This is a genomic window from Curtobacterium sp. 9128 (assembly GCF_007673775.1).
Classification (GTDB): domain Bacteria; phylum Actinomycetota; class Actinomycetes; order Actinomycetales; family Microbacteriaceae; genus Curtobacterium.
On the sequence record NZ_VEAF01000003.1, the window covers coordinates 158,036 to 177,017 of the forward strand.

Below are 18,982 nucleotides of genomic sequence, written 5' to 3' on the forward strand. Positions count from 1 at the left end.
GGCACCATCATCAGCACGCTGCACTTCCCCGACGGCTTCCTCTGGGGCGCCGCCACCGCCGCCCACCAGATCGAGGGCAACAACGTCAACAGCAACTGGTGGGTGCACGAGCACGAACCGGACACCACGATCGTCGAGCCGTCCGGCGACGCCGCGGACAGCTATCACCGGTACCGCGAGGACATCCGGATCGCGGCCGAGCTCGGGCTGAACTCCTACCGGTTCAGCATCGAGTGGGCACGCATCGAGCCCGAGCGCGGGTCCGTCAGCCGCGCCGAGGTCGACCACTACCGCCGCATGGTCGAGACCTGCCATGAGTTCGGCATCGAACCGATCGTGACGCTCATGCACTTCACCGTGCCGCGGTGGTTCGAGCGCGACGGCTTCTGGTGTGCCCCCGACGCGGCCGACCTGTTCGCCCGCTACACCGAGGCGGCGCTGCCCGTCGTCGCCGACGGCGTCCGCTACGTCTGCACGATCAACGAACCGAACATCGCCGCGATGCTCGCCGGCGGCGAGGACGCCGCGAACCTGGTGGCCTACGGCCTGCCGAACCCGGACCTGCAGGTGGCCGACGCGCTGCTGGCCAGCCACCGACGGTCGCGCGACGTCCTCTCCCAGGTCGACGGCCTCCAGTCCGGGTGGACCATCGCGACCCAGGCGTTCCGCTCGACCGGCGAGCCCGGCGCGGACGCCATGCTCCGCGAGTACGGGTACCCGCGCGACGACTGGTACCTCGAAGCCGCCGCCGGTGACGACTTCCTCGGCGTGCAGGCGTACACCAGGACCTTCATCGGGCCGGACGGGCCGCTGCCCGTGCGCGACGACGTCGAGACGACGCTGACCGGGTGGGAGTTCTGGCCGGAGGCATCGGCCGAGGGGCTCCGCAGCGCATGGGAGCTGTCCGGGCACGTGCCGCTGATGATCACCGAGAACGGCATCGCGACCGCGGACGACTCCCGTCGCGTGGCCTACACGCAGGGCGCTCTCGAGGGCATCCACCGCTGCATCGAGGACGGCATCGAGGTCCTCGGGTACCAGCACTGGTCGCTCCTGGACAACTACGAGTGGGCGTCCGGCTTCCGGCCGACGTTCGGGCTCGTCGCCTGGGACCCGGAGACGTTCGAGCGCACCCCGAAGCCGTCGGCGCACTGGTACGGGGGAGTCGCTCGGGCGAACGCGCTCGAGTCCGCGACGGACCAGGGAGCGTCCGACTAGCCGCGTGCGACGAGCAGCTCGGCCACGGTCGGCTCCCGGAGGAGTGCGGCGCGGTCGGCGGCGCTCGAGCCCTCGTCGTCGCGGGCCTCGCGGTCCACGCCGAGCTCGAGTGCGGCGCGCACGGTGTCGAGGTCGGCGGAGTCGACCGCGGCGATGAGCAGCGTGGCACCCCGCGAACCGCGGGTGGTCGGATCGGCGCCCGCTGCGGCGAGGGCGCGAACGGCGGCCGCGTGGCCGCCCCATGCGGCGCGGACGATCGGGGTGTTCCCGTCGGCGTCCCGTGCCTCCAGGTCGGCTCCGGCCTCGACGAGCACGGCGAGTGCGCGGCGGGCGTCGCGGTCGACGGCCAGCGTCAGCGGCCGCCGCCCTTCCGCGTCCGGCAGTTCGAGGGACGCCCCGCGGCGGACGAGCTCCTCGAGCATCTCGGGGCGGTCGAACCACGCTGCGGCGTGCAGCGGGGCGAAGCCCCAGCGCGGATCGAGGTCGTCGACGTCGCTCGCGTCGTCGGCCAGGTGCAGGCCGCCGAGGTCGCCGTACGCCGCCGCACGGACGACCTCGGTGGCGAGTTCGACCCAGCCGTCCGGGACCGGGCCGTGCCAGCCACGGGCCGGCCGGTCGTCGAGGTCCGTGAAGTCGGACTCGTTGACGCTGCGGACCTCGACCGTGACGTCCGTGAACCGGATCGCGACCTCACCGATCGGGGAGACGAGCAGTCGGAGTTCCCAGGTGTCGCGTCCGGCGTGCTCGAGCTCACCACGAGCGACGGTGGCGTCACCCGCGAGGAGCGTGGCCGGGTCGAGCAGCGGAGGTTCGACCACGGCGTCGTCGAACCGCATCCGCACGCGCGCGTGGTTCCAGCGCCGCCAGAGGCCCTCCGGGGTGTCGAGCACCTCGTCGTTGCGGACCACCACGTCGGCGTGCAGGACGACGGGCTCGGGTTCGCCGTGGTCGGGGAGTGCCGCGGTGTCGTCGTCGGGTGTCTGGCGGCGACGAGCGGCCTCGGCGGTCCAGGCCGCGATGCGCGAGTCCGACCAGTGGACCGTGGCGAGGGCGGCGACCGGCGGGGGTGCGTCCTCGAGCAGCCGGGTCCGGTGTTCGGCGAGTCCGTCGAAGTCCTCGAGGGACACGTAGCCCACCGAGGGCCAGTTCACTCGACTCCATCGCACGGGTCCGAGACTAGCGGGAAGCGGTGGCGCCACCCTCGCCACAACTTGAGTCATTCGGACGCAACTTCCAGCTTCCTGGGTTGACGTCGGCGGTGGTGCGAGTAGAGTTGAGCCCATCGGACGCAAGTCCGGCAGACTTCAGCACCACGCATCCAACAGAAGGAGCATCACCACATGGGACGTGCAGTAGGCATCGACCTCGGAACCACCAACTCGGTCGTCAGCGTGCTCGAGGGTGGCGAGCCCACCGTCATCGCGAACGCCGAGGGCCTCCGCACCACGCCGTCGATCGTCGCCTTCACGAAGGACGGTGAGGTGCTGGTCGGCGAGACCGCCAAGCGCCAGGCCGTCACGAACGTGGACCGCACCATCGCCAGCGTGAAGCGCCACATCGGCACCGACTGGACCGTCGAGATCGACGGCAAGAAGTACACGCCGCAGGAGATCTCGGCCCGGACCCTCGGCAAGCTCAAGCGCGACGCCGAGCAGTACCTCGGCGAGGACGTCACCGACGCGGTCATCACCGTCCCGGCGTACTTCAACGACGCCGAGCGCCAGGCCACGAAGGACGCCGGTGAGATCGCCGGCCTCAACGTCCTCCGCATCATCAACGAGCCGACCGCCGCCGCGCTGGCGTACGGCCTCGACAAGGGCAAGGAAGACGAGCTCATCCTGGTCTTCGACCTCGGTGGCGGCACGTTCGACGTCTCGTTGCTCGAGGTGGGCAAGGACGACGACTTCTCCACGATCCAGGTCCGCGCGACCTCCGGTGACAACCGCCTCGGTGGTGACGACTGGGACCAGCGCATCGTCGACCACCTGATCAAGAAGTTCAAGGACGAGCACGGCGTCGACCTGTCCACGGACAAGATCGCCAAGCAGCGTCTCAAGGAGGCCGCGGAGCAGGCCAAGAAGGAACTGTCGAGCCAGCTGAGCGCCAGCATCCAGCTGCCGTACCTCACGCTCACCGCCGACGGCCCGCTCAACCTCGACGAGACCATCTCGCGCGCGCAGTTCGAGCAGATGACCTCCGACCTGCTCGACCGCACCAAGAAGCCGTTCAACGACGTCATCAAGGAAGCCGGTGTGTCGGTGGGCGACATCGCGCACGTGGTGCTCGTGGGCGGCTCGACCCGCATGCCGGCCGTGGCCGAGGTCGTCAAGAGCCTCACCGGTGGCAAGCAGCCGAACCAGGGCGTGAACCCGGACGAGGTCGTCGCCGTCGGCGCCGCACTGCAGGCCGGTGTCCTGAAGGGCGAGCGCAAGGACGTCCTCCTCATCGACGTCACGCCGCTCTCGCTCGGCATCGAGACCAAGGGCGGCCTGATGACGAAGCTCATCGACCGCAACACCGCGATCCCGACCAAGCGCAGCGAGACCTTCACGACCGCCGACGACAACCAGCCGTCGGTCGCGATCCAGGTCTTCCAGGGCGAGCGCGAGTTCACCCGTGACAACAAGCCGCTCGGCACCTTCGAGCTCACCGGCATCGCGCCGGCTCCCCGTGGTGTCCCGCAGGTCGAGGTCACGTTCGACATCGACGCCAACGGCATCGTGCACGTGTCCGCGAAGGACAAGGGCACCGGCAAGGAGCAGTCGATGGTCATCTCCGGCGGCTCGTCGCTGCCGAAGGAGGACATCGAGCGCATGGTCCGCGAGGCCGAGGAGCACGCCGCCGAGGACAAGGCCCGTCGCGAGGCCAACGAGCGTCGCAACCAGGCCGAGCAGCTCGTCTACTCGATCGAGAAGCTCATCAAGGAGAACGACGACAAGCTCCCCGCCGACGTCAAGAGCGAGGTCCAGGGCGACGTCGACGCGCTGAAGTCCGCCCTCGCGGGTGAGGACGAGGACGCCGTGAAGACCGCCTTCGACAAGCTCAACGAGTCGCAGGGCAAGCTCGGCCAGGCGATCTACAGCCAGCAGGACGCGGGTGCCGCGGCCGGTGGCGAGCAGCCGACGGCCGACGGCCAGGCGCAGGCGGACGACGAGGACATCGTCGACGCCGAGGTCGTGGACGACGAGGACGACAAGGACAAGAAGTAACCATGACGGACCCCAAGGACAACGTGCCCGAGGAGGGCGAGCCCCAGGTCGAGGGCGACGCCACGAACGCGGCCGAGCCAGAGGACCTCGTCGAGGCGGAGGGGCCGGACGTCGAAGTACCGACGGACGGCCCCGCCGCCGGCGGCCCGGCTGCGGACGCGGCGAACGACCTCTCCCCGGAGGACGAGGCACTGCTCGCCGACGCCGCCCGCGGCATCGCCGAGGACAAGCTGTCGACCGAGGACCGCGACCTGGTCGCCGAGATGCGCGCGGACATGCTCCGGGCGCAGGCCGAACTGGTGAACTTCCGGAAGCGCGTCGAGCGCGACCGCGAGGCGAACCGCGAGGTCGCGATCGCCGAGGTGGTGCGTGCACTCCTGCCGGCGCTCGACGACCTGACCCGCGCCGAGGCGCACGGCGACCTGACCGAGGGCCCCATGCAGGTCATCGGCCAGAAGATCCGCGGCGGCTTCGAGAAGTTCAAGCTCGTGCAGATCGGTGAGAAGGGCGAGTCCTTCGACCCGAACATCCACGAGGCGATCGTGCAGCTCCCGACCCCGGGTGCCACCGGCCAGACCGTGGCGGACGTCGTCGAGCCGGGCTACAAGCTCGGCGAGCGCGTGCTCCGTGCGGCCAAGGTCGCGGTGGCGGTCCCGGCCTGAGCGCGGGAGGAGGTAGGGATTCATGGCCAGTCAGGACTGGTTCGACAAGGACTTCTACAAGGTCCTCGGCGTCGACAAGACGGCGAGCGACGCTGAGCTGAAGAAGACCTACCGGAAGCTCGCGCGGCAGTTCCACCCGGACTCCAACCCGGGTGACGCCGCCGCCGAGAACCGCTTCAAGGAGATCAGCGAGGCGTACTCGGTCCTCTCCGACAAGGACCAGCGCGCCGAGTACGACCAGGTCCGCGCCATGGGCTCCGGCGCTCGCTTCACGGCGGGCGGCGGGGGCCAGGGCGGGTTCGAGGACGTCTTCGGCGGCATGTTCGGGCAGCAGGGCGGCGGACAGCGCGTCCGGTTCGGCCAGGGCGGCGGTGGTGGGTTCGAGGACATCCTCGGCGGCATGTTCGGCGGTGGGACCGGCTTCGGCCAGTCCTCCGGCGGGTACCGCGGCTTCGGTGGTCCGACGAAGGGGCGCGACGTCACCGCGACGACGACGCTCGACTTCGTCACGGCCATCGCCGGCGACACGATCAAGCTGGCGCAGGGCAACGGCCGACCGGTCAACGTCCGGATCCCCGCCGGGGTCGCCGACGGGCAGAAGATCCGGCTCCGCGGCCGCGGCGAGCCCTCGCCCGACGGCGGTGACGCAGGCGACCTGGTCGTGACCGTGCACGTCCGCAAGCACCCGGTGTTCGAGCGCGACGGGCAGCACCTCCGCGTGGACGTCCCGGTGACGTTCGTCGAGGCGGCGCTCGGTGCGACGATCCAGGTGCCGACGCTCGGTGGCGAGCCGGTGAAGCTCCGGGTCGCGCCCGGCACGCCCTCCGGGCGGGTCCTGCGCGTCAAGGGCCGCGGTGTCGCGACGAAGAACGGGACGGGCGACCTGCTCGCCACCGTCCAGGTCGCGGTGCCGTCGCACCTCTCCGACAAGGCGAAGGAGGCCGTCGAGGCCCTCGCGGCGGCCCTGCCGGACGAGGACCCCCGGGAGGACCTCCTCGCCAAGGCGCGCAGCTAGCGCTCGCAACGACACAGCACGAACCAGCCTGGAGGCTCGGCGCGGCTTCCTGACGGACGCTCGCCCAGCCTCCAGGCTGTTTCCACACCACGCGACGACGGAAGGACACCCCATGACCGACATGGACGAGAACTCGCCCGTCTTCGCGATCGCGGTCGCTGCGGAACTTGCGGAGATGCACCCGCAGACGCTGCGGCAGTACGACCGGCTCGGCCTGGTCGTACCGGGCCGGACCCGTGGTGGGTCCCGTCGGTACTCGATGCGGGACATCGCCCAGCTGCGCGAGATCGCGCGCCTCGGCTCCGAGGGGGTGTCGCTGGAGGGGATCCGGCGGGTGCTCGACCTGGAGAACGACAACCGTGCGCTGCGTGAGCGCGTCCGCGAGCTGGAGACGGCGCTGGCCGACCAGCTGATCAACCGTCCGGGTGCGCGGGTGTTCGCGGCGACGACGACGGGTGCCGCGGTGTCGCTGCGTGCCGGCGCCCGGCCGCAGCGGAACACCCAGATCGTGCTCTGGCGGCCCCCGCACTGATCCACTCCTCCGACGACACCGGGAGCCCCGGACCGCACGAGCGGTCCGGGGCTCCCGTGTTCCACGCGGTCGGGCTCCGGTGGACCAGCCATCACCGAAGCGCAATACAACACGTGAACTGGTGGAACTGGAGTATCAGTCTCGCTACGCTTCCCCCGACGGCAGGGCTGCCGACGAACGGGGAGTGGGCACATGAACGGGCAGGAACCGAGGCGGTCGTGGCTGTCTCCGCTGGCGGACATAGCGTCATCGGCGCAGATCGGAACCGGTGCGGCGGTCTGGGACGGCAGCCACATCGAGGCCGATGCCGCCGTCGGCGCGGAGACCGTCGTGGGTCGCGGAGTGACCATCGGTCGCGGGGTGCGCATCGGTCGCCGGTGCAAGGTACAGAACGCGGCACTCGTCTACGGGCCGGCCGTCCTCGGTGACGGTGTGTTCGTCGGACCCGGCGCGGTGCTGACGAACGACACCGTGCCGAGAGCGGTCCACCCCGACGGGACACTGAAGACCACCGGCTCGTGGGAACCCTCGGCCGTCGTGGTCGGTGCGGGAGCATCGATCGGAGCGGGAGCGATCTGCGTCGCGCCCGTCCGCGTCGGGTGCTGGGCGATGGTGGCGGCGGGAGCCGTGGTCACGCGCGACGTCCCTGACCACGCGCTGGTCGTCGGGGTGCCCGCGCGACGGATCGGCTGGGTCGGCCGGAGCGGCGTCCGCCTCGAGCAGGGCGACGACGGGGTGCTCGTCTGCCCGCGGACCGGTGACCGGTACCGCGACCACGGCGACGGGATCGAGGCGGTCCGGTGAGTGCGGACGCGCTCGAGGAGATCCCGGCCGCACGACCGCTCATCGGGGCCGACGAGCGTCGCGCGGTCGACGCCGTCCTGGCGAGCGGCCAACTCACCCAGGGGCCGGAGGTCGCGGCGTTCGAACGGGACTTCGCCGCGACCCTGCTCGACGGACGGCCCGTCGTCGCGGTCAACAGCGGCACCGCTGCACTCCACCTGGCACTCCTCGCGCTCGGCATCGGCGCGGGGGACGAGGTCATCGTCCCGTCCTTCACGTTCGCAGCCACCGCCAACGCGGTGCGCCTGGTCGGTGCGACCCCGGTGTTCGTCGACATCGAGCCGTCGACGTTCTGCATCGCACCGTCCGCGGTGGAGCGTGCGATCACGCCCCGGACCCGTGCGGTCGTGCCGGTGCACCTCTACGGGCACCCTGCGGACATGACCGCGGTGGGAGCGCTCGCCCATGCGAACGGGTTGCTCGTGATCGAGGACGCCGCACAGGCGCACGGTGCGCGCTGGGTCGGACGCCGCGTCGGGTGTCTCGGTGACGCCGGGGTGTTCAGCCTCTACCCGACGAAGAACATGACGTCGGCGGAGGGCGGCATGGTCGCCGTGGCCTCCCCACGGACGGAACGGACGGTGCGGCTGCTCCGCAACCAGGGGATGGCCCAGCGGTACGCGAACGAGATCGTCGGGTTCAACGCCCGGATGTCCGACGTGCACGCCGCGATCGGTCGAGCGCAGCTGCGCAAGGTGCTCACGTGGACCGCGCAGCGCCAGGCGAACGCGGCGTACCTCAGCGGGGAGCTGACCGGCGTCGTCACGCCGGTGGTGCACCCCGAGGCGGAGCACGTGTTCCACCAGTACGTCGTCCGCGTGCCGGAGGACCGCGACGGCTTCGTGGCCGCCCTCCGCACGGAGTACGGGATCGGTGCCGGCGTCTACTACCCGACACCCGTGCACCGGCTGCCGTCCTTCGTCGACGCATCGGTCGACCGATCGGCACTGGTCGAGACCGATCGCGCGGCCGCCGAGGTGGTCGCACTGCCGGTGTACCCGACGCTCACCCTCCGCGAGCTGGACCGGATCGTGCATGCGGTCTCGACGCTCGCGGCGGCGGGAGGCGCACGGTGACGCGCACGCTCCGGGTGGGGGTCGTCGGGCTCGGCATGATGGGGCGGCACCACGCCAGGGTCCTGCAGGGCCTCGACGGCGTCGCACTCGTCGGCGCTGCCGACGGGCGGGGCGACGTGCACGGTGTCGCCGGTGCGGTACCGGTCGTGTCCACCGTCGCGGAGCTCGTCGACCTCGGCGTGGACGCCGTCGTCGTCGCGGTCCCCACCGCGGAGCACGAGGCCGTCGGACTCCGACTCGCCGCCGCCGGTGTGCACGCCCTCATCGAGAAGCCGCTGGCCTCGACCGCTGCGGCGGCGGAGCGCCTCGTGCGGGTGTTCGAGGACACCGGTCTCGTCGGGGCCGTCGGTCACGTCGAGCGGTACAACCCCGCGCTCCAGGAGCTCCGCCGACGCCTCGACGACGGGCAACTCGGCGAGGTCTACCAGATCGCCACGCGTCGGCAGGGTCCGTTCCCCGCACGCATCGCGGACGTCGGTGTGGTGAAGGACCTCGCGACGCACGACATCGACGTGACGACGTGGCTGGCCCGCGCCCCCTTCGTCCGCGTCGGCGCCGGTGCGTGCCGGAAGAGCGGCCGCGGGCACGAGGACCTGGTGACCGTGACCGGCGAGCTCGCCGACGGCACGCTGACGGCGCACCTGGTGAACTGGCTCACGCCGTACAAGGAGCGCGTCGTCGTCGTCACGGGGGAGCACGGCACCTTCGTCGCGGACACCGTGAGCGCGGACCTGACCTTCCACGAGAACGGCACCGTCGCCACCGGATGGGACCAGGTTGCGGCGTTCCGCGGAGTCGCCGAGGGGTCGAGCACCCGGTTCGCGATCCCGAAGCGCGAGCCGCTCGTGGTCGAGCACGAGGCGTTCCGAGACGCCGTGCTCGGTCGCCCGGCGGACGTCGTGTCGCTCCGCGAGGGGCTCGGGATCGTCCGAATCGCGGAGGCGGTGCTCGAGTCCGCTCGGACCCACGCGATCGTCGAGGTCCCGTCGTGAGGGTCGCCGTGGTGGGCCTCGGCAAGATCGGCCTGCCGCTCGCGGTGCAGTACGCGGCGTCGGGCGCGGAGGTCATCGGGCTCGACGTCGACCGGCGGGTGGTCGACTCGGTCGCCGCTGGTCGGGAACCGTTCCCCGGGGAACACGGCCTCGCCGGTGCGCTGGCGTCCGTGGTCGATGCCGGACGGCTCCGGGCGACGAGCGATCCGGTGGTCGCCATCGGTGCGGCCGAGGTCGTCGTGGTGGTCGTCCCGCTCGTCGTCGGCGACGACGGTGCACCCGACTTCCGGGCCATGGACGCGGCGACCGACTCCGTGGGGCGCGCGCTCGCGCCGGGGACGCTCGTCGCATACGAGACCACGCTGCCGGTCGGCACGACACGGCGCCGATGGGTGCCCCGACTGGAGGCGGCGTCCGGCCTGGTGCACGGGCGGGACTTCGACGTCGTCTTCTCGCCCGAACGGGTGCTCACCGGCCGGGTCTTCGCGGATCTCCGCCGGTACCCGAAGCTCGTCGGCGGACTGTCGTCGCGGGGCGCGGCGCGTGCGTGCGCGTTCTACGAGCGGGTGCTGCAGTTCGACGAGCGCTCGGACCTCGGCAGACCGAACGGGGTGTGGGACCTCGGGAGCGCCGAGGCCGCCGAGCTCGCGAAGCTCGCCGAGACCACCTACCGCGACGTCAACATCGCCCTGGCCAACGAGTTCGCGGTGTTCGCCGAGCGCGAGGGCATCGACGTGGACGTCGTCATCGACGCGTGCAACTCGCAGCCCTACAGCCACCTGCACCGGCCGGGCATCGCCGTCGGCGGGCACTGCATCCCCGTCTACCCGCGGCTCTACCTCTGGAACGACCCCGGTGCGTCGGTCGTGTCGGCAGCACGGCACCGCAACGCCGCCATGCCGGCGTACGCCGTCGACGTCCTGGAGCGACTGCACGGCGGACTGGACGGGCAGCGGGTCGTCGTGCTCGGCGCGTCCTACCGGGGCGGCGTGCAGGAGACCGCGTTCTCCGGGGTCTTCGGCACGGTCGCGGCCCTCCGTGCCCACGGCGCGGTCCCCACCGTCTCGGACCCGCTCTACGCCGATGCCGCGCTCGTGGCCATGGGACTGCCGCCGCATCGACCCGGGTCGCCCGTGGACGCCGTGGTCGTACAGGCGGACCACCGCGAGTACGCGCAGCTCGGGGAGGACGCCTTCCCCGGCGTGCGCACGGTGCTGGACGGACGTCGGGTGCTCGACGCGGCACGGTGGCCGTCGACGACGATCGGGTTCGTCGGAGCGCCGCCGGTCGTACCCTCGGACGTGCCCTCGGTCGCGCCGTCGGTCGTGCCTCCCGCGGCGCCGTAGCGGGGCGGAATGCGACATGTGAAGAACTCGTCGATGGGTCCTGGCCGCACCTAGCGTCGAGGCATGTTCTCGCGCCCACGCCCGTTCGACATCGTCCACGTCTCGAGCGCGCACCCGTGGACAGACAACCGGATCCACACCCGCGCGGCCGCCACGGCAGCACGGGCCGGGTACCGCACCGCGCTCGTCGCCGTCGTCGCCACCCGTGGCGAACGGCCCGACGTCGACTGGGACGCCCCGGACGAGCAGACCGGTGTCTGGGTGCGCCGGTTGCCGCGGCGCCGTCGGGCCGCGCGCCTCCTCGTCTCGACGGTGCAGGCCGTCCGCGCCGCGCTCTCGTCCCGGGCGCGGGTGGTCCACCTGCACGATCCGGAACTGGTGTGGGCGATCCCGGTCCTCCGTCTGGCGCGCCGTCGGGTCGTGTACGACGCGCACGAGGACCTGCCGGTCCAGGTGGCGGGGAAGGAGTACCTGGGCCACCTCCGGGGCGCCGCGGCCAGGGTCGCGCACACCGTCGTCGCGCTCGCGAGGCATGCGGACGTCGTCGTCGCGGCCACGCCGTCGGTCGCCCGGCGGTTCCCGGCCGACCGCACCACCGTCGTGCGGAACCTGCCGGTGCTCCGCGCCACGGATGCCCTGCTCGCGGACCCGTCCGACCGACCACCCGTGGCGGTGTACCTCGGGGCGATGAGCCACGACCGGGGTCTCGACGTCATCAGCGCCGTCGCGGCGTCCCCGGGGCTGCCGTCGGGGTGGTGCCTGCGGACGGCCGGTCCGATCGACGGTGCCGTGGACCGGCGTGCCTTCGACGCCCTCTGCAGCTCGGGACGGATCGACCACAGCGGTGTGCTGCCGCCGGACCGCGCCCGCGACCTGTTGCAGGGCGCGCGGGTCGGTCTGCTCCCGCTGCTGCCGACGCCCGCGTACGCGCAGTCGATCCCCACCAAGCTCTTCGAGTACCTCGCCGCCGGCCTGGCGGTCATCGCGACCGACATCCCGTCCTGGCGGGAACTGCTCGCTGGCGTCGACTGTGTGACCTGGGTGCCCGCCGGTGATCCGGATGCGGTGGTCAGCGCACTGCAGCGCTACGCCGGGCGGCCGGACCTGCTCGACGCACACGCCCGTGCCGGTCGCGCCGCGGTGGCGGAGCACTTCCGGTGGGAGCGAGAGGCTCCCGAACTCCTGCGCGTCTACCGGCAGTTGTTCGGTGCGGCACCGAGCGACGGGGTCAGACCGTTCACGCGGCGCGACCTCGACGACAGCAACCGAAATGTGGTATACAAGTGACCTCTCTCCGGACCGATCCATCGCAGAACGGATGTCGTCGTGCGCCGAGCCAGGGCCCGGTCGGCCGTCCTCACGATCCTCTGCGGCACGGTGCTCGGGCAGGGGCTCGTCATCGCGGTCTCCCCGCTCCTGACCCGGCTGTACGCCCCGACGGACTTCGGGCTCCTCGCCGTGGTCACCGCGATCGCCTCGGTCCTCGGGGCCGGAGGGGCCTCGGGGGCCGACCGTGCGGTGGCGGTCGCGCGGAACGGGTCGATCCCGGCGCTCGTACTGATCGGCGCCGTGTCGACGCTGCTCGTCGGGCTCGCGGCTGCTGCGGCGGCGTGGACGATGCGCGACCTCCTCGCGGCCGGGTTCGCTGCGCCGGCGTTCGCGGACCTGTGGTGGATCGTGCCCGTCACGACCGTTGCCGTCGCGCTCCAACGGATGGCCACCGCGGTCCTCGCACGTCGGCAGCACCATCGGTCGATCGCCGTGCGGAACGTCTGTCAGGGCGTGGGACAGACGCTGTGGAACCTCGGGATGGCATCCACCGGCGCGCTCGGACTGGCAGGTGGCCTGGCGGCCGGGCGACTGGCCGCGGTGCTCGGGACGCTGCGTCCGCGCCGGCAGCGCACGTGGGAGCGCCGAGCTCCGGTGACGGCGGTCCTGCACGTGCATCGTCGGTTCCTCTGGATCACGCCGTGGTCGTCGATGCTGAACGTCGTCGGCCAGCAGGCGCCGGGCATCCTCATCGCGGCCGCACAGGGCAGCGCGACGGCCGGACTGGTGGCGCTGACCATGCGGGTGCTCGGATCGCCGGTCGGGATGCTCGCGGACGCCGTCGCACAGACCGTCGCGGGTTCGTTCGGACGACGGGTCCGGGAGGGCGAGCCGATCCGGGCTCCGCTCCGCCGACTCGTCGCTCGCCTGCTCGTGCTGGGCTGTGCCGGAGCCGTGGGCGTGGTCCTGTGCGGCCCAGCGGTCTTCGGCGCGGTGTTCGGCTCGGAGTGGTCGACGGCCGGGGAGTACGCACGCATCCTGGTCCCGGCGTTCGCGCTGCAGGTCGCGGTCTCTCCGGTGAGTCAGGTCCTCGGCATGCTCGGACGGCAGCACGTGCAGCTCGCCTGGGACGCCGGACGGCTGGTGCTGACCGTCGGCGCGGTGCTCGTCCCGACCATGTGTGGGGCGCCCGTCCCCGTGGTGCTGGCGGGGCTGTCGTCAGCGATGATCGTGTCGTACCTGGTGATGCTCGCGCTGGTCGCTGGCGCCGTCCGAGGCGACCGCGGCTGAGTGCGTCCCGCTCCGGACGGACGGAGCGCGACGATGCGGCTCGGTGATGCCGGACGGCCTCTGACACGTCGGGCGGCGTTGCTCGGTGCGGCTCTGACCCCCGGCGTGGTGCTGGCCGGGCAGCCCGCGGGCGCGGACCGGACGGTGACCACCGCTCCGGACCGGACCGTGGACACCGCTTCGGACCGTGGCGTGACGTCGCTGCAGGGCGTCCTCGACGACGCGCAGCCGCACGCGGTCGTCGAGGTGACGCGCGCGTGGCGGCTCGCCGTCCCCCTGACGATCGACCGTCCGATGACGCTCCGGTTCTCCGGAGGGTCGTTGGCGACGGACCGGGACATCGACCTGGTCCACGTCCGCTCGGGAGCGGTCCGCATCGTCGACGCCGTCCTCGACGGCCCCGGCGCCGAGCACTCCGGACTCGGTCGCGGCATCCGCGCGACGGGCACGGCGGTGCAACCCCTGCGCGGCGTGCAGGTCACCCGAGCCCGCATCACCGGCTTTCCGCACGACGGCGTCCTGCTCGAACACTGCGAGGAGTTCCAGGTCGACGACTCGGTCATCGCCGACGTCGGCTACGCCGGGGTGCTCATGTTCTCCTGCGTCGGCGGTGCCGTCACCGGGAACCGCATCCGCCGCGTCACGCAGCCGGCGCCGTACCCGAACTCGTACGGGATCGAGGCGGTCCGCGCCACGACCACCGGGCTCGACGGGGCCCCGCGCAGCAGCCGGATCCTCATCGCGGACAACCACGTCTCCGATGTGCCGCACTGGGAAGGCATCGACACGCACGGCGGCTCGTCGATCGCCATCGTCCGCAACACGGTCGAGGACTGTCGTGTCGGCATCGCGGTGGTTCCGTCGAAGGACGAAGCCGACGCCGCGGCGACGAAGTACGCGCCGCTGGACTGCGCGGTGGTCGGCAACGTCGTGACACGGTCCGTCCCGGGCGCCGGTTCGGGCATCGTCGTGCGCGGTGCCGGCGAGACGGTCGGGTCGGCGGCGGAACGCGCGACCGGCATCGTGCTCCGGAACACCGTCGCGGGCTACGGCGACGGTGACCGGGACGCCGGGATCCTGGTCTACCTGACCCGGGACGTCCTGATCGCACACAACCGGTGTGCTGACGGCCTCCGGCGTGGCCTGTCGCTCTACCACTCCAACGAGGACGTCACGCTGGTCGGCAACGCGGTCGCGGGCCTCCGTCAGCAGGGGAGCGCGACGTCGGTCGCGGTCGACGTCCGTGCCACGGCGAACAGCGCCGTCCTCCTCGACAACCGCTACGAGGCCGGTGCGTCGGACACGCCCGTGACCGGGGTGCAGTGTCGCCAGGCCGACAACGACGTGGTCCTGGTGGCGAACGACTGGAGCGCCACGACCACCTCGGTCGTGGCGACCGCCGGCGCCGTCACACGCTACCGGGAGGCGTGACGCGGCGCTGCCGGCCCGGTCCCGGCGGTCGCCGGCGCCACAGTGGACGCTGGCCCGGCACCCGCCGGCGCCACAGTGGACGCTGGCCCGGCACCCGTCGGCGCCACAGCGGACGGCCTCCGAGTCACCGTCGGCGCCACAGCGGACGGCCGCCCGGTGGCCGCCGGCGCCAGAGCTGTCGCCCGTCCGGCAACCGCCGACAGCACGGCCCCGAACGGTCCGGCTGCCGGCGCGGCACGCTCGGTCGGTCCTCGGCCCGACCATCCGCTCCGCGGCGCGATCGCGAGCACGAGGGTCCCGACGAGCAGTCCGTGCGAGAGCATCGCCGTGAAGATCGACGTGTTGCTCAGCATGATGCTCGGCATCACGACCGCCATCGCCGCCACCCGGAGCGGCACCCCTCGTCCGGCGCGGTCCAGGAACCGGAGCCACACGAGCAGCGCGAGGGCAGCGACCGGGATGCCCGCCCAGCCGAGGTTCGCGAAGCCGTCGGCGAAGAGGTTGGCGTTCGCGTACCCGTTCGAACCCGGCACCAGGAAGGCCGCGATCCGCTTGGGCGGCGGGAGGTCGTACGGGTAGTCGACCCAGGCCCGCAGGAACGAGTACCCGTACCCGGCCGTCGGGTTGTCCGAGAAGTACTGGACGTACACCGAGCTGAGCAGCCCCGGCGTGAGCATGAAGCGGCGTGTGAACACCGAGGTCCACGTGATGCCGCCCTGGACCTCGTCGGCGACGGCCGACACGACCATGATGACGATCGGCGCGACGAGGAACGACGTCGATGCACGGGCGTCACGACCGCGGAAGAGCACGGCCATGCCGAGGACGGCCACGAACGAGAACAGCACCGCCTTGAACCCGGTGCTGGAGTACAGCAGGAACTGCCCGACGGCGGCCGCGACGACCAGGGTCGGCCGCCGTCGGGCGAGCCCCCGCGCGAGCACGAGCGGGTTGATCACGTACGCCTGCCCGGTGAGCAGGTAGCCGAGCGTGCCCCCGGACCCGACGTCGGCGGTGTACTCGGCCCGCACGTCGTAGATGTCGTCGAGCGCGAGGAACCGGACGTGGATTCCGGTCGTCGCCACCATCACCCCGTACGTCGCCGCCGAGTACATGCTGCAGACGGTCCAGGTCAGCACGCCGCGGTCGACGCCACGCGACCCGACGCGGATCTGGTCGGCCCCGCGCGACCCGGGCGCGCTCGGGTCCGCCCCGGCACCGGCACCGGCCCCGGCCCCCGCCCCCGCCCCCGCCGGAGCGTCGGCGGTCCGCGGCGTCGCCAGGCAGACCACCGCGAAGGACACCCCGACCGCACCGGTCACCGCGAGGGCCGTGGAACCCGGGAGGTACCCGGTCGAGGGGCTCATGAGCATCGTCGGCGCGACGCACACGACGAAGATCGTCCAGAGCACCACGTGCGACGGCCGCGCCAGGACGGCCGGGAGCGCGAGGGCGACGACCGCCGTCATGCCGGTCACGGCGAGACGGAGCTGCCAGGGCGCATCGACGTGCGTGAACCCGGTGTACGAGAACAGCGGCGCCACGAGGTTCGCCGCGATCCAGTCGGTGGTCACCCCGAGGACGGCGACGGCGGCGGCCACGACGACGACGCGGCGGAGCACCCCGGCGACCACCGCCTGCTCCGCGATCGTCAGCGACGGACGCACGGCAGCAGTTCGTCGTACATCGCGACCAGTCGGGTCGCCTCCCGCTCCCAGCGGAAGCGCTGCGCCGCGCGCCGCGCCGCACCACCGTGGCGTTCGAGCAGGGCCGGGTCCTCCGCGTACCGGCGCACGGCCCGGGCGATCGCCCCGGGGTCGTCCGGCGGGACGAAGGTCGCGCAGTCGGCACCCTCGAGCAGCATCCGCATCATCGGGGTGTCCGTCACGACCACGGCGAGGCCCGCGGCCAGGTACTCGAAGAGCTTCGTCGGGAAGATCTGGTCGGTCACGGGTGTGCGCCGGAACGGGACGAGGCCGATCCGCGCGCCCAGCAGCAGGTCGCGCGCCGCCGTCGGTCCGACGACCCCGCCGTGTCGGAGCAGCGCGCCGGCCTCGGCCGTTCGCAGCGCCGTCGTGTCGGTGGCGGCGTCGATCGACCCGACGAGCTCGATCCGCCACCCGGGTGGGAAGTCCGGCTGCTCCGGGACGGCGGCGACCACGTCGACGCCACGGTCCCGACTCAGGACGCCGACGTGCGCGACCACGGCGGGGCGCGCCTCCAGTGCGGTCTGCGTGTCGTCGGCCGCGCGCCGCAACGGGTAGTTGTGGATCGCGATCCGACGCGCCTGCGGGAAGCGGCGGCCGGTCCACTCCGTCGCGGTGACGACCCGGTCCGCCGTACCGGCCAGTCGCAGGAGGCCGTGCGAGAGCGCGGAGAGCACGGCGCGCTGCCGGTACGACAGGTAGTCCTTGCCCCAGATCTGGTCGGGCAGGTCCTCGTGGGCGTCGTAGACCACGATCCGGCCGGCCGCCCGGAGGACCGGGATCGTCCAGATCAGCTCGGGGTCGTGCAGGTGCACCAGGCGCGCCCGCGACCGCAGCGCCAGCAGGAGCGCCTCGGTCGTGGAGAGCAGCATGCGTCGGAGGCGTCGCCGGGGCGGGATCCGGACCACCTCGACCGGTGTCGGCGGCGCCTCGAGCGGGCTGTCGACCGCGATCAGGCGGACCCGGTAGCCCGCGTCCGCCGCCGCTGCTGCCTCCCGCAGGTGCACGCGGTTGTCCACCCACGGGTGCGCACTCGACACGTGCACGATGTCCGGAGTCATCCGGCCACCGCGGCGTCGAGGGCGGCCGCGTACCGACCGGCGAGGACCCGGTAGTCGTGGTCGCGGAGCACGTGGTCGCGGCCGCGTGCGCCCATCGCGTCGCGCTCAGCGGCTGGCATCGTCGCGAGCGCGAGCATGCCCTCGGCGAGCGCGTCGGGGTCCTCCGGGCGGACCTGCAACCCGCACCGGGCCGCCGAGACCGGTGCGAGGGGGACCGGCGCAGCGACCAGGAGGGGCCGTCCGCAGAGCATGTACTCGTACTGCTTGTTCATCGAGACTCCGTACCGGTAGAGCGACAGGTCGCGCATCGTGACGACGAGACAGCCGGCCTGTCGGCCGATGCGGCGCGCGGCGACCTGTGGCAGTCGTCCGTCCCAGACCACGTCCGGGCCGGACGGGAGGCTCGACACGCGTCGCCGGAGACGGCTCACGTCGCTGCCGTCCCCGACCAGGCGGAGTCGGAGCGGCGGGCCACCCGTCGCGCGGGCGCGGTCGTGTGCCAGGGCGAAGGCGTCGAGCAGTGTCTCGAGGTCGTTCGCCGGACCCATCGACCCGATGTACGTGATCGTGAAGGGGACGGGCCCGGGGCTGGGTGCGGTCCCCGTGCGGCCGACGTCCTCCGGCTGGACGCCGTTCGGGACCCAGGTGAAGGGTCGGTGCTGCCCGCGCTCGCCGTAGTACCGCCCGACGCTGTCGAGCGGGGACACGACGTGCACGGCCCGGTCGACCGTGCGTCGCTCGACCGACCGGAGGGCGCGGACGACCGGATGCCGTTCCGAGAGCCCGGCGAGCCCGATGGCGGACTCCGGCCACAGGTCGCGCGGTTCGAAGACGAACGGCACGTGGTGGCGCCGGGCCAGCACCGACGCTGCCCAGGCGGCGAGCGGGTGGAACGAGCTCCCGACGACGACGTCGGGGCGGGGGAGCCCGCGCAGCATGCCCGGGACGAGGAGGAGGAACGTGAAGGTCAGGAGGTCCGCCAGTCGGCGGACGGTCCGACGGAGCCCGGCGCCGCGGTGGTCGACGCCGCGCAGCCAGCAGAACTCGAGGCCGTCGCCGGCCCAGCGCTCGCGGAGGCGGCCGGGGCGCATGTGGGATCGTCCGGTCGGGTGGTCGGTGCCCGCCGCGATGACGACGGCGTGCCAACCGTGCGTGGGGAGGTGTTCCGCGAGCAGCTGGTGTCGGGTGGCCCGGCCGTCGCGCTCCCGGTGGTGGGCGTAGTGGTTGACGATCCAGACGACGCGGCGGCCGCAGCCCCGTGGGTGCTCGCGCCGGTGCGGGTGCTCGTTCCGGCCCGGGCGCTCGTTCCGGCTCACGCGCTCGTCCCGGCCC

At 72.5% G+C, this 18,982-nt stretch carries 16 protein-coding genes; 12 read left to right on the forward strand and 4 right to left on the reverse strand.

Annotation, left to right across the window (positions count from 1 at the left end):
- Positions 1 to 6: 6 nt before the first annotated feature.
- Positions 7 to 1,218: a glycoside hydrolase family 1 protein gene (locus tag FS641_RS07040; protein ID WP_395879256.1), complete on the forward strand. Its 1,212-nt coding sequence runs from the start codon at positions 7 to 9 to the stop codon at positions 1,216 to 1,218.
- Here the strand turns inward: FS641_RS07040 and FS641_RS07045 are convergent.
- Positions 1,215 to 2,384 carry an ankyrin repeat domain-containing protein gene (locus FS641_RS07045; RefSeq protein ID WP_186317622.1) on the reverse strand — a complete coding sequence of 390 codons (1,170 nt, stop codon included), beginning with the start codon at positions 2,382 to 2,384 and terminating at the stop codon, positions 1,215 to 1,217. The two genes, FS641_RS07040 and FS641_RS07045, sit on opposite strands and share 4 nt — an antisense overlap.
- 174 nt (positions 2,385 to 2,558) lie before the next feature.
- On the opposite strand from FS641_RS07045, the gene dnaK reads away from it, so the two are divergent.
- The 11 genes from dnaK (at position 2,559) to FS641_RS07100 (ending at position 14,883) form a co-directional block, all read left to right on the forward strand.
- Positions 2,559 to 4,427: a molecular chaperone DnaK gene (gene dnaK / locus FS641_RS07050; protein WP_144761983.1), complete on the forward strand. Its 1,869-nt coding sequence runs from the start codon at positions 2,559 to 2,561 to the stop codon at positions 4,425 to 4,427.
- Positions 4,428 to 4,429: 2 nt separating this feature from the next.
- A complete protein-coding gene (locus FS641_RS07055) occupies positions 4,430 to 5,089 on the forward strand; it encodes a nucleotide exchange factor GrpE (protein ID WP_144761986.1) in 660 nt (219 codons plus the stop codon).
- 22 nt (positions 5,090 to 5,111) lie between these two features.
- Positions 5,112 to 6,104, forward strand: coding sequence for a DnaJ C-terminal domain-containing protein (locus tag FS641_RS07060; protein ID WP_144761989.1), 993 nt, complete (start codon positions 5,112 to 5,114; stop codon positions 6,102 to 6,104).
- A 121-nt stretch (positions 6,105 to 6,225) separates the two neighbouring features.
- A complete protein-coding gene (locus tag FS641_RS07065; protein WP_144762876.1) occupies positions 6,226 to 6,636 on the forward strand; it encodes a heat shock protein transcriptional repressor HspR in 411 nt (136 codons plus the stop codon).
- Between the two features lie 192 nt (positions 6,637 to 6,828).
- Positions 6,829 to 7,440, forward strand: coding sequence for an acyltransferase (locus FS641_RS07070; protein ID WP_144761992.1), 612 nt, complete (start codon positions 6,829 to 6,831; stop codon positions 7,438 to 7,440).
- A complete protein-coding gene (locus FS641_RS07075; RefSeq protein ID WP_144761995.1) occupies positions 7,437 to 8,555 on the forward strand; it encodes a DegT/DnrJ/EryC1/StrS aminotransferase family protein in 1,119 nt (372 codons plus the stop codon). Before FS641_RS07070 ends, FS641_RS07075 begins: the two co-directional genes overlap by 4 nt.
- A complete protein-coding gene (locus tag FS641_RS07080) occupies positions 8,552 to 9,547 on the forward strand; it encodes a Gfo/Idh/MocA family protein (protein WP_260855723.1) in 996 nt (331 codons plus the stop codon). Before FS641_RS07075 ends, FS641_RS07080 begins: the two co-directional genes overlap by 4 nt.
- Positions 9,544 to 10,893, forward strand: coding sequence for a nucleotide sugar dehydrogenase (locus FS641_RS07085; RefSeq protein WP_144761998.1), 1,350 nt, complete (start codon positions 9,544 to 9,546; stop codon positions 10,891 to 10,893). The genes FS641_RS07080 and FS641_RS07085 overlap by 4 nt, the downstream gene beginning before the upstream one ends.
- Before the next feature lie 63 nt (positions 10,894 to 10,956).
- Entirely contained in the window at positions 10,957 to 12,180 is a 1,224-nt protein-coding gene (locus FS641_RS07090) for a glycosyltransferase (protein WP_144762002.1), read from the forward strand.
- A 39-nt stretch (positions 12,181 to 12,219) separates the two neighbouring features.
- A complete protein-coding gene (locus FS641_RS07095; protein ID WP_186317623.1) occupies positions 12,220 to 13,452 on the forward strand; it encodes a lipopolysaccharide biosynthesis protein in 1,233 nt (410 codons plus the stop codon).
- 144 nt (positions 13,453 to 13,596) lie between these two features.
- A complete protein-coding gene (locus FS641_RS07100) occupies positions 13,597 to 14,883 on the forward strand; it encodes a right-handed parallel beta-helix repeat-containing protein (RefSeq protein ID WP_186317624.1) in 1,287 nt (428 codons plus the stop codon).
- On the opposite strand, the gene FS641_RS07105 is transcribed toward FS641_RS07100, so the two are convergent.
- Genes FS641_RS07105 through FS641_RS07115 form a run of 3 tightly spaced genes read right to left on the reverse strand, consistent with a single transcriptional unit; the run spans position 14,868 to position 18,966 of the window.
- A complete protein-coding gene (locus tag FS641_RS07105; RefSeq protein ID WP_144762011.1) occupies positions 14,868 to 16,550 on the reverse strand; it encodes a hypothetical protein in 1,683 nt (560 codons plus the stop codon). The genes FS641_RS07100 and FS641_RS07105 overlap by 16 nt on opposite strands.
- Positions 16,535 to 17,650 carry a glycosyltransferase gene (locus FS641_RS07110; RefSeq protein WP_144762014.1) on the reverse strand — a complete coding sequence of 372 codons (1,116 nt, stop codon included), beginning with the start codon at positions 17,648 to 17,650 and terminating at the stop codon, positions 16,535 to 16,537. The genes FS641_RS07105 and FS641_RS07110 overlap by 16 nt, the downstream gene beginning before the upstream one ends.
- Complete coding sequence (locus FS641_RS07115) at positions 17,647 to 18,966, reverse strand: glycosyltransferase family 4 protein (protein WP_144762017.1); 1,320 nt, start codon at positions 18,964 to 18,966, stop codon at positions 17,647 to 17,649. The genes FS641_RS07110 and FS641_RS07115 overlap by 4 nt, the downstream gene beginning before the upstream one ends.
- Positions 18,967 to 18,982: the final 16 nt, after the last annotated feature.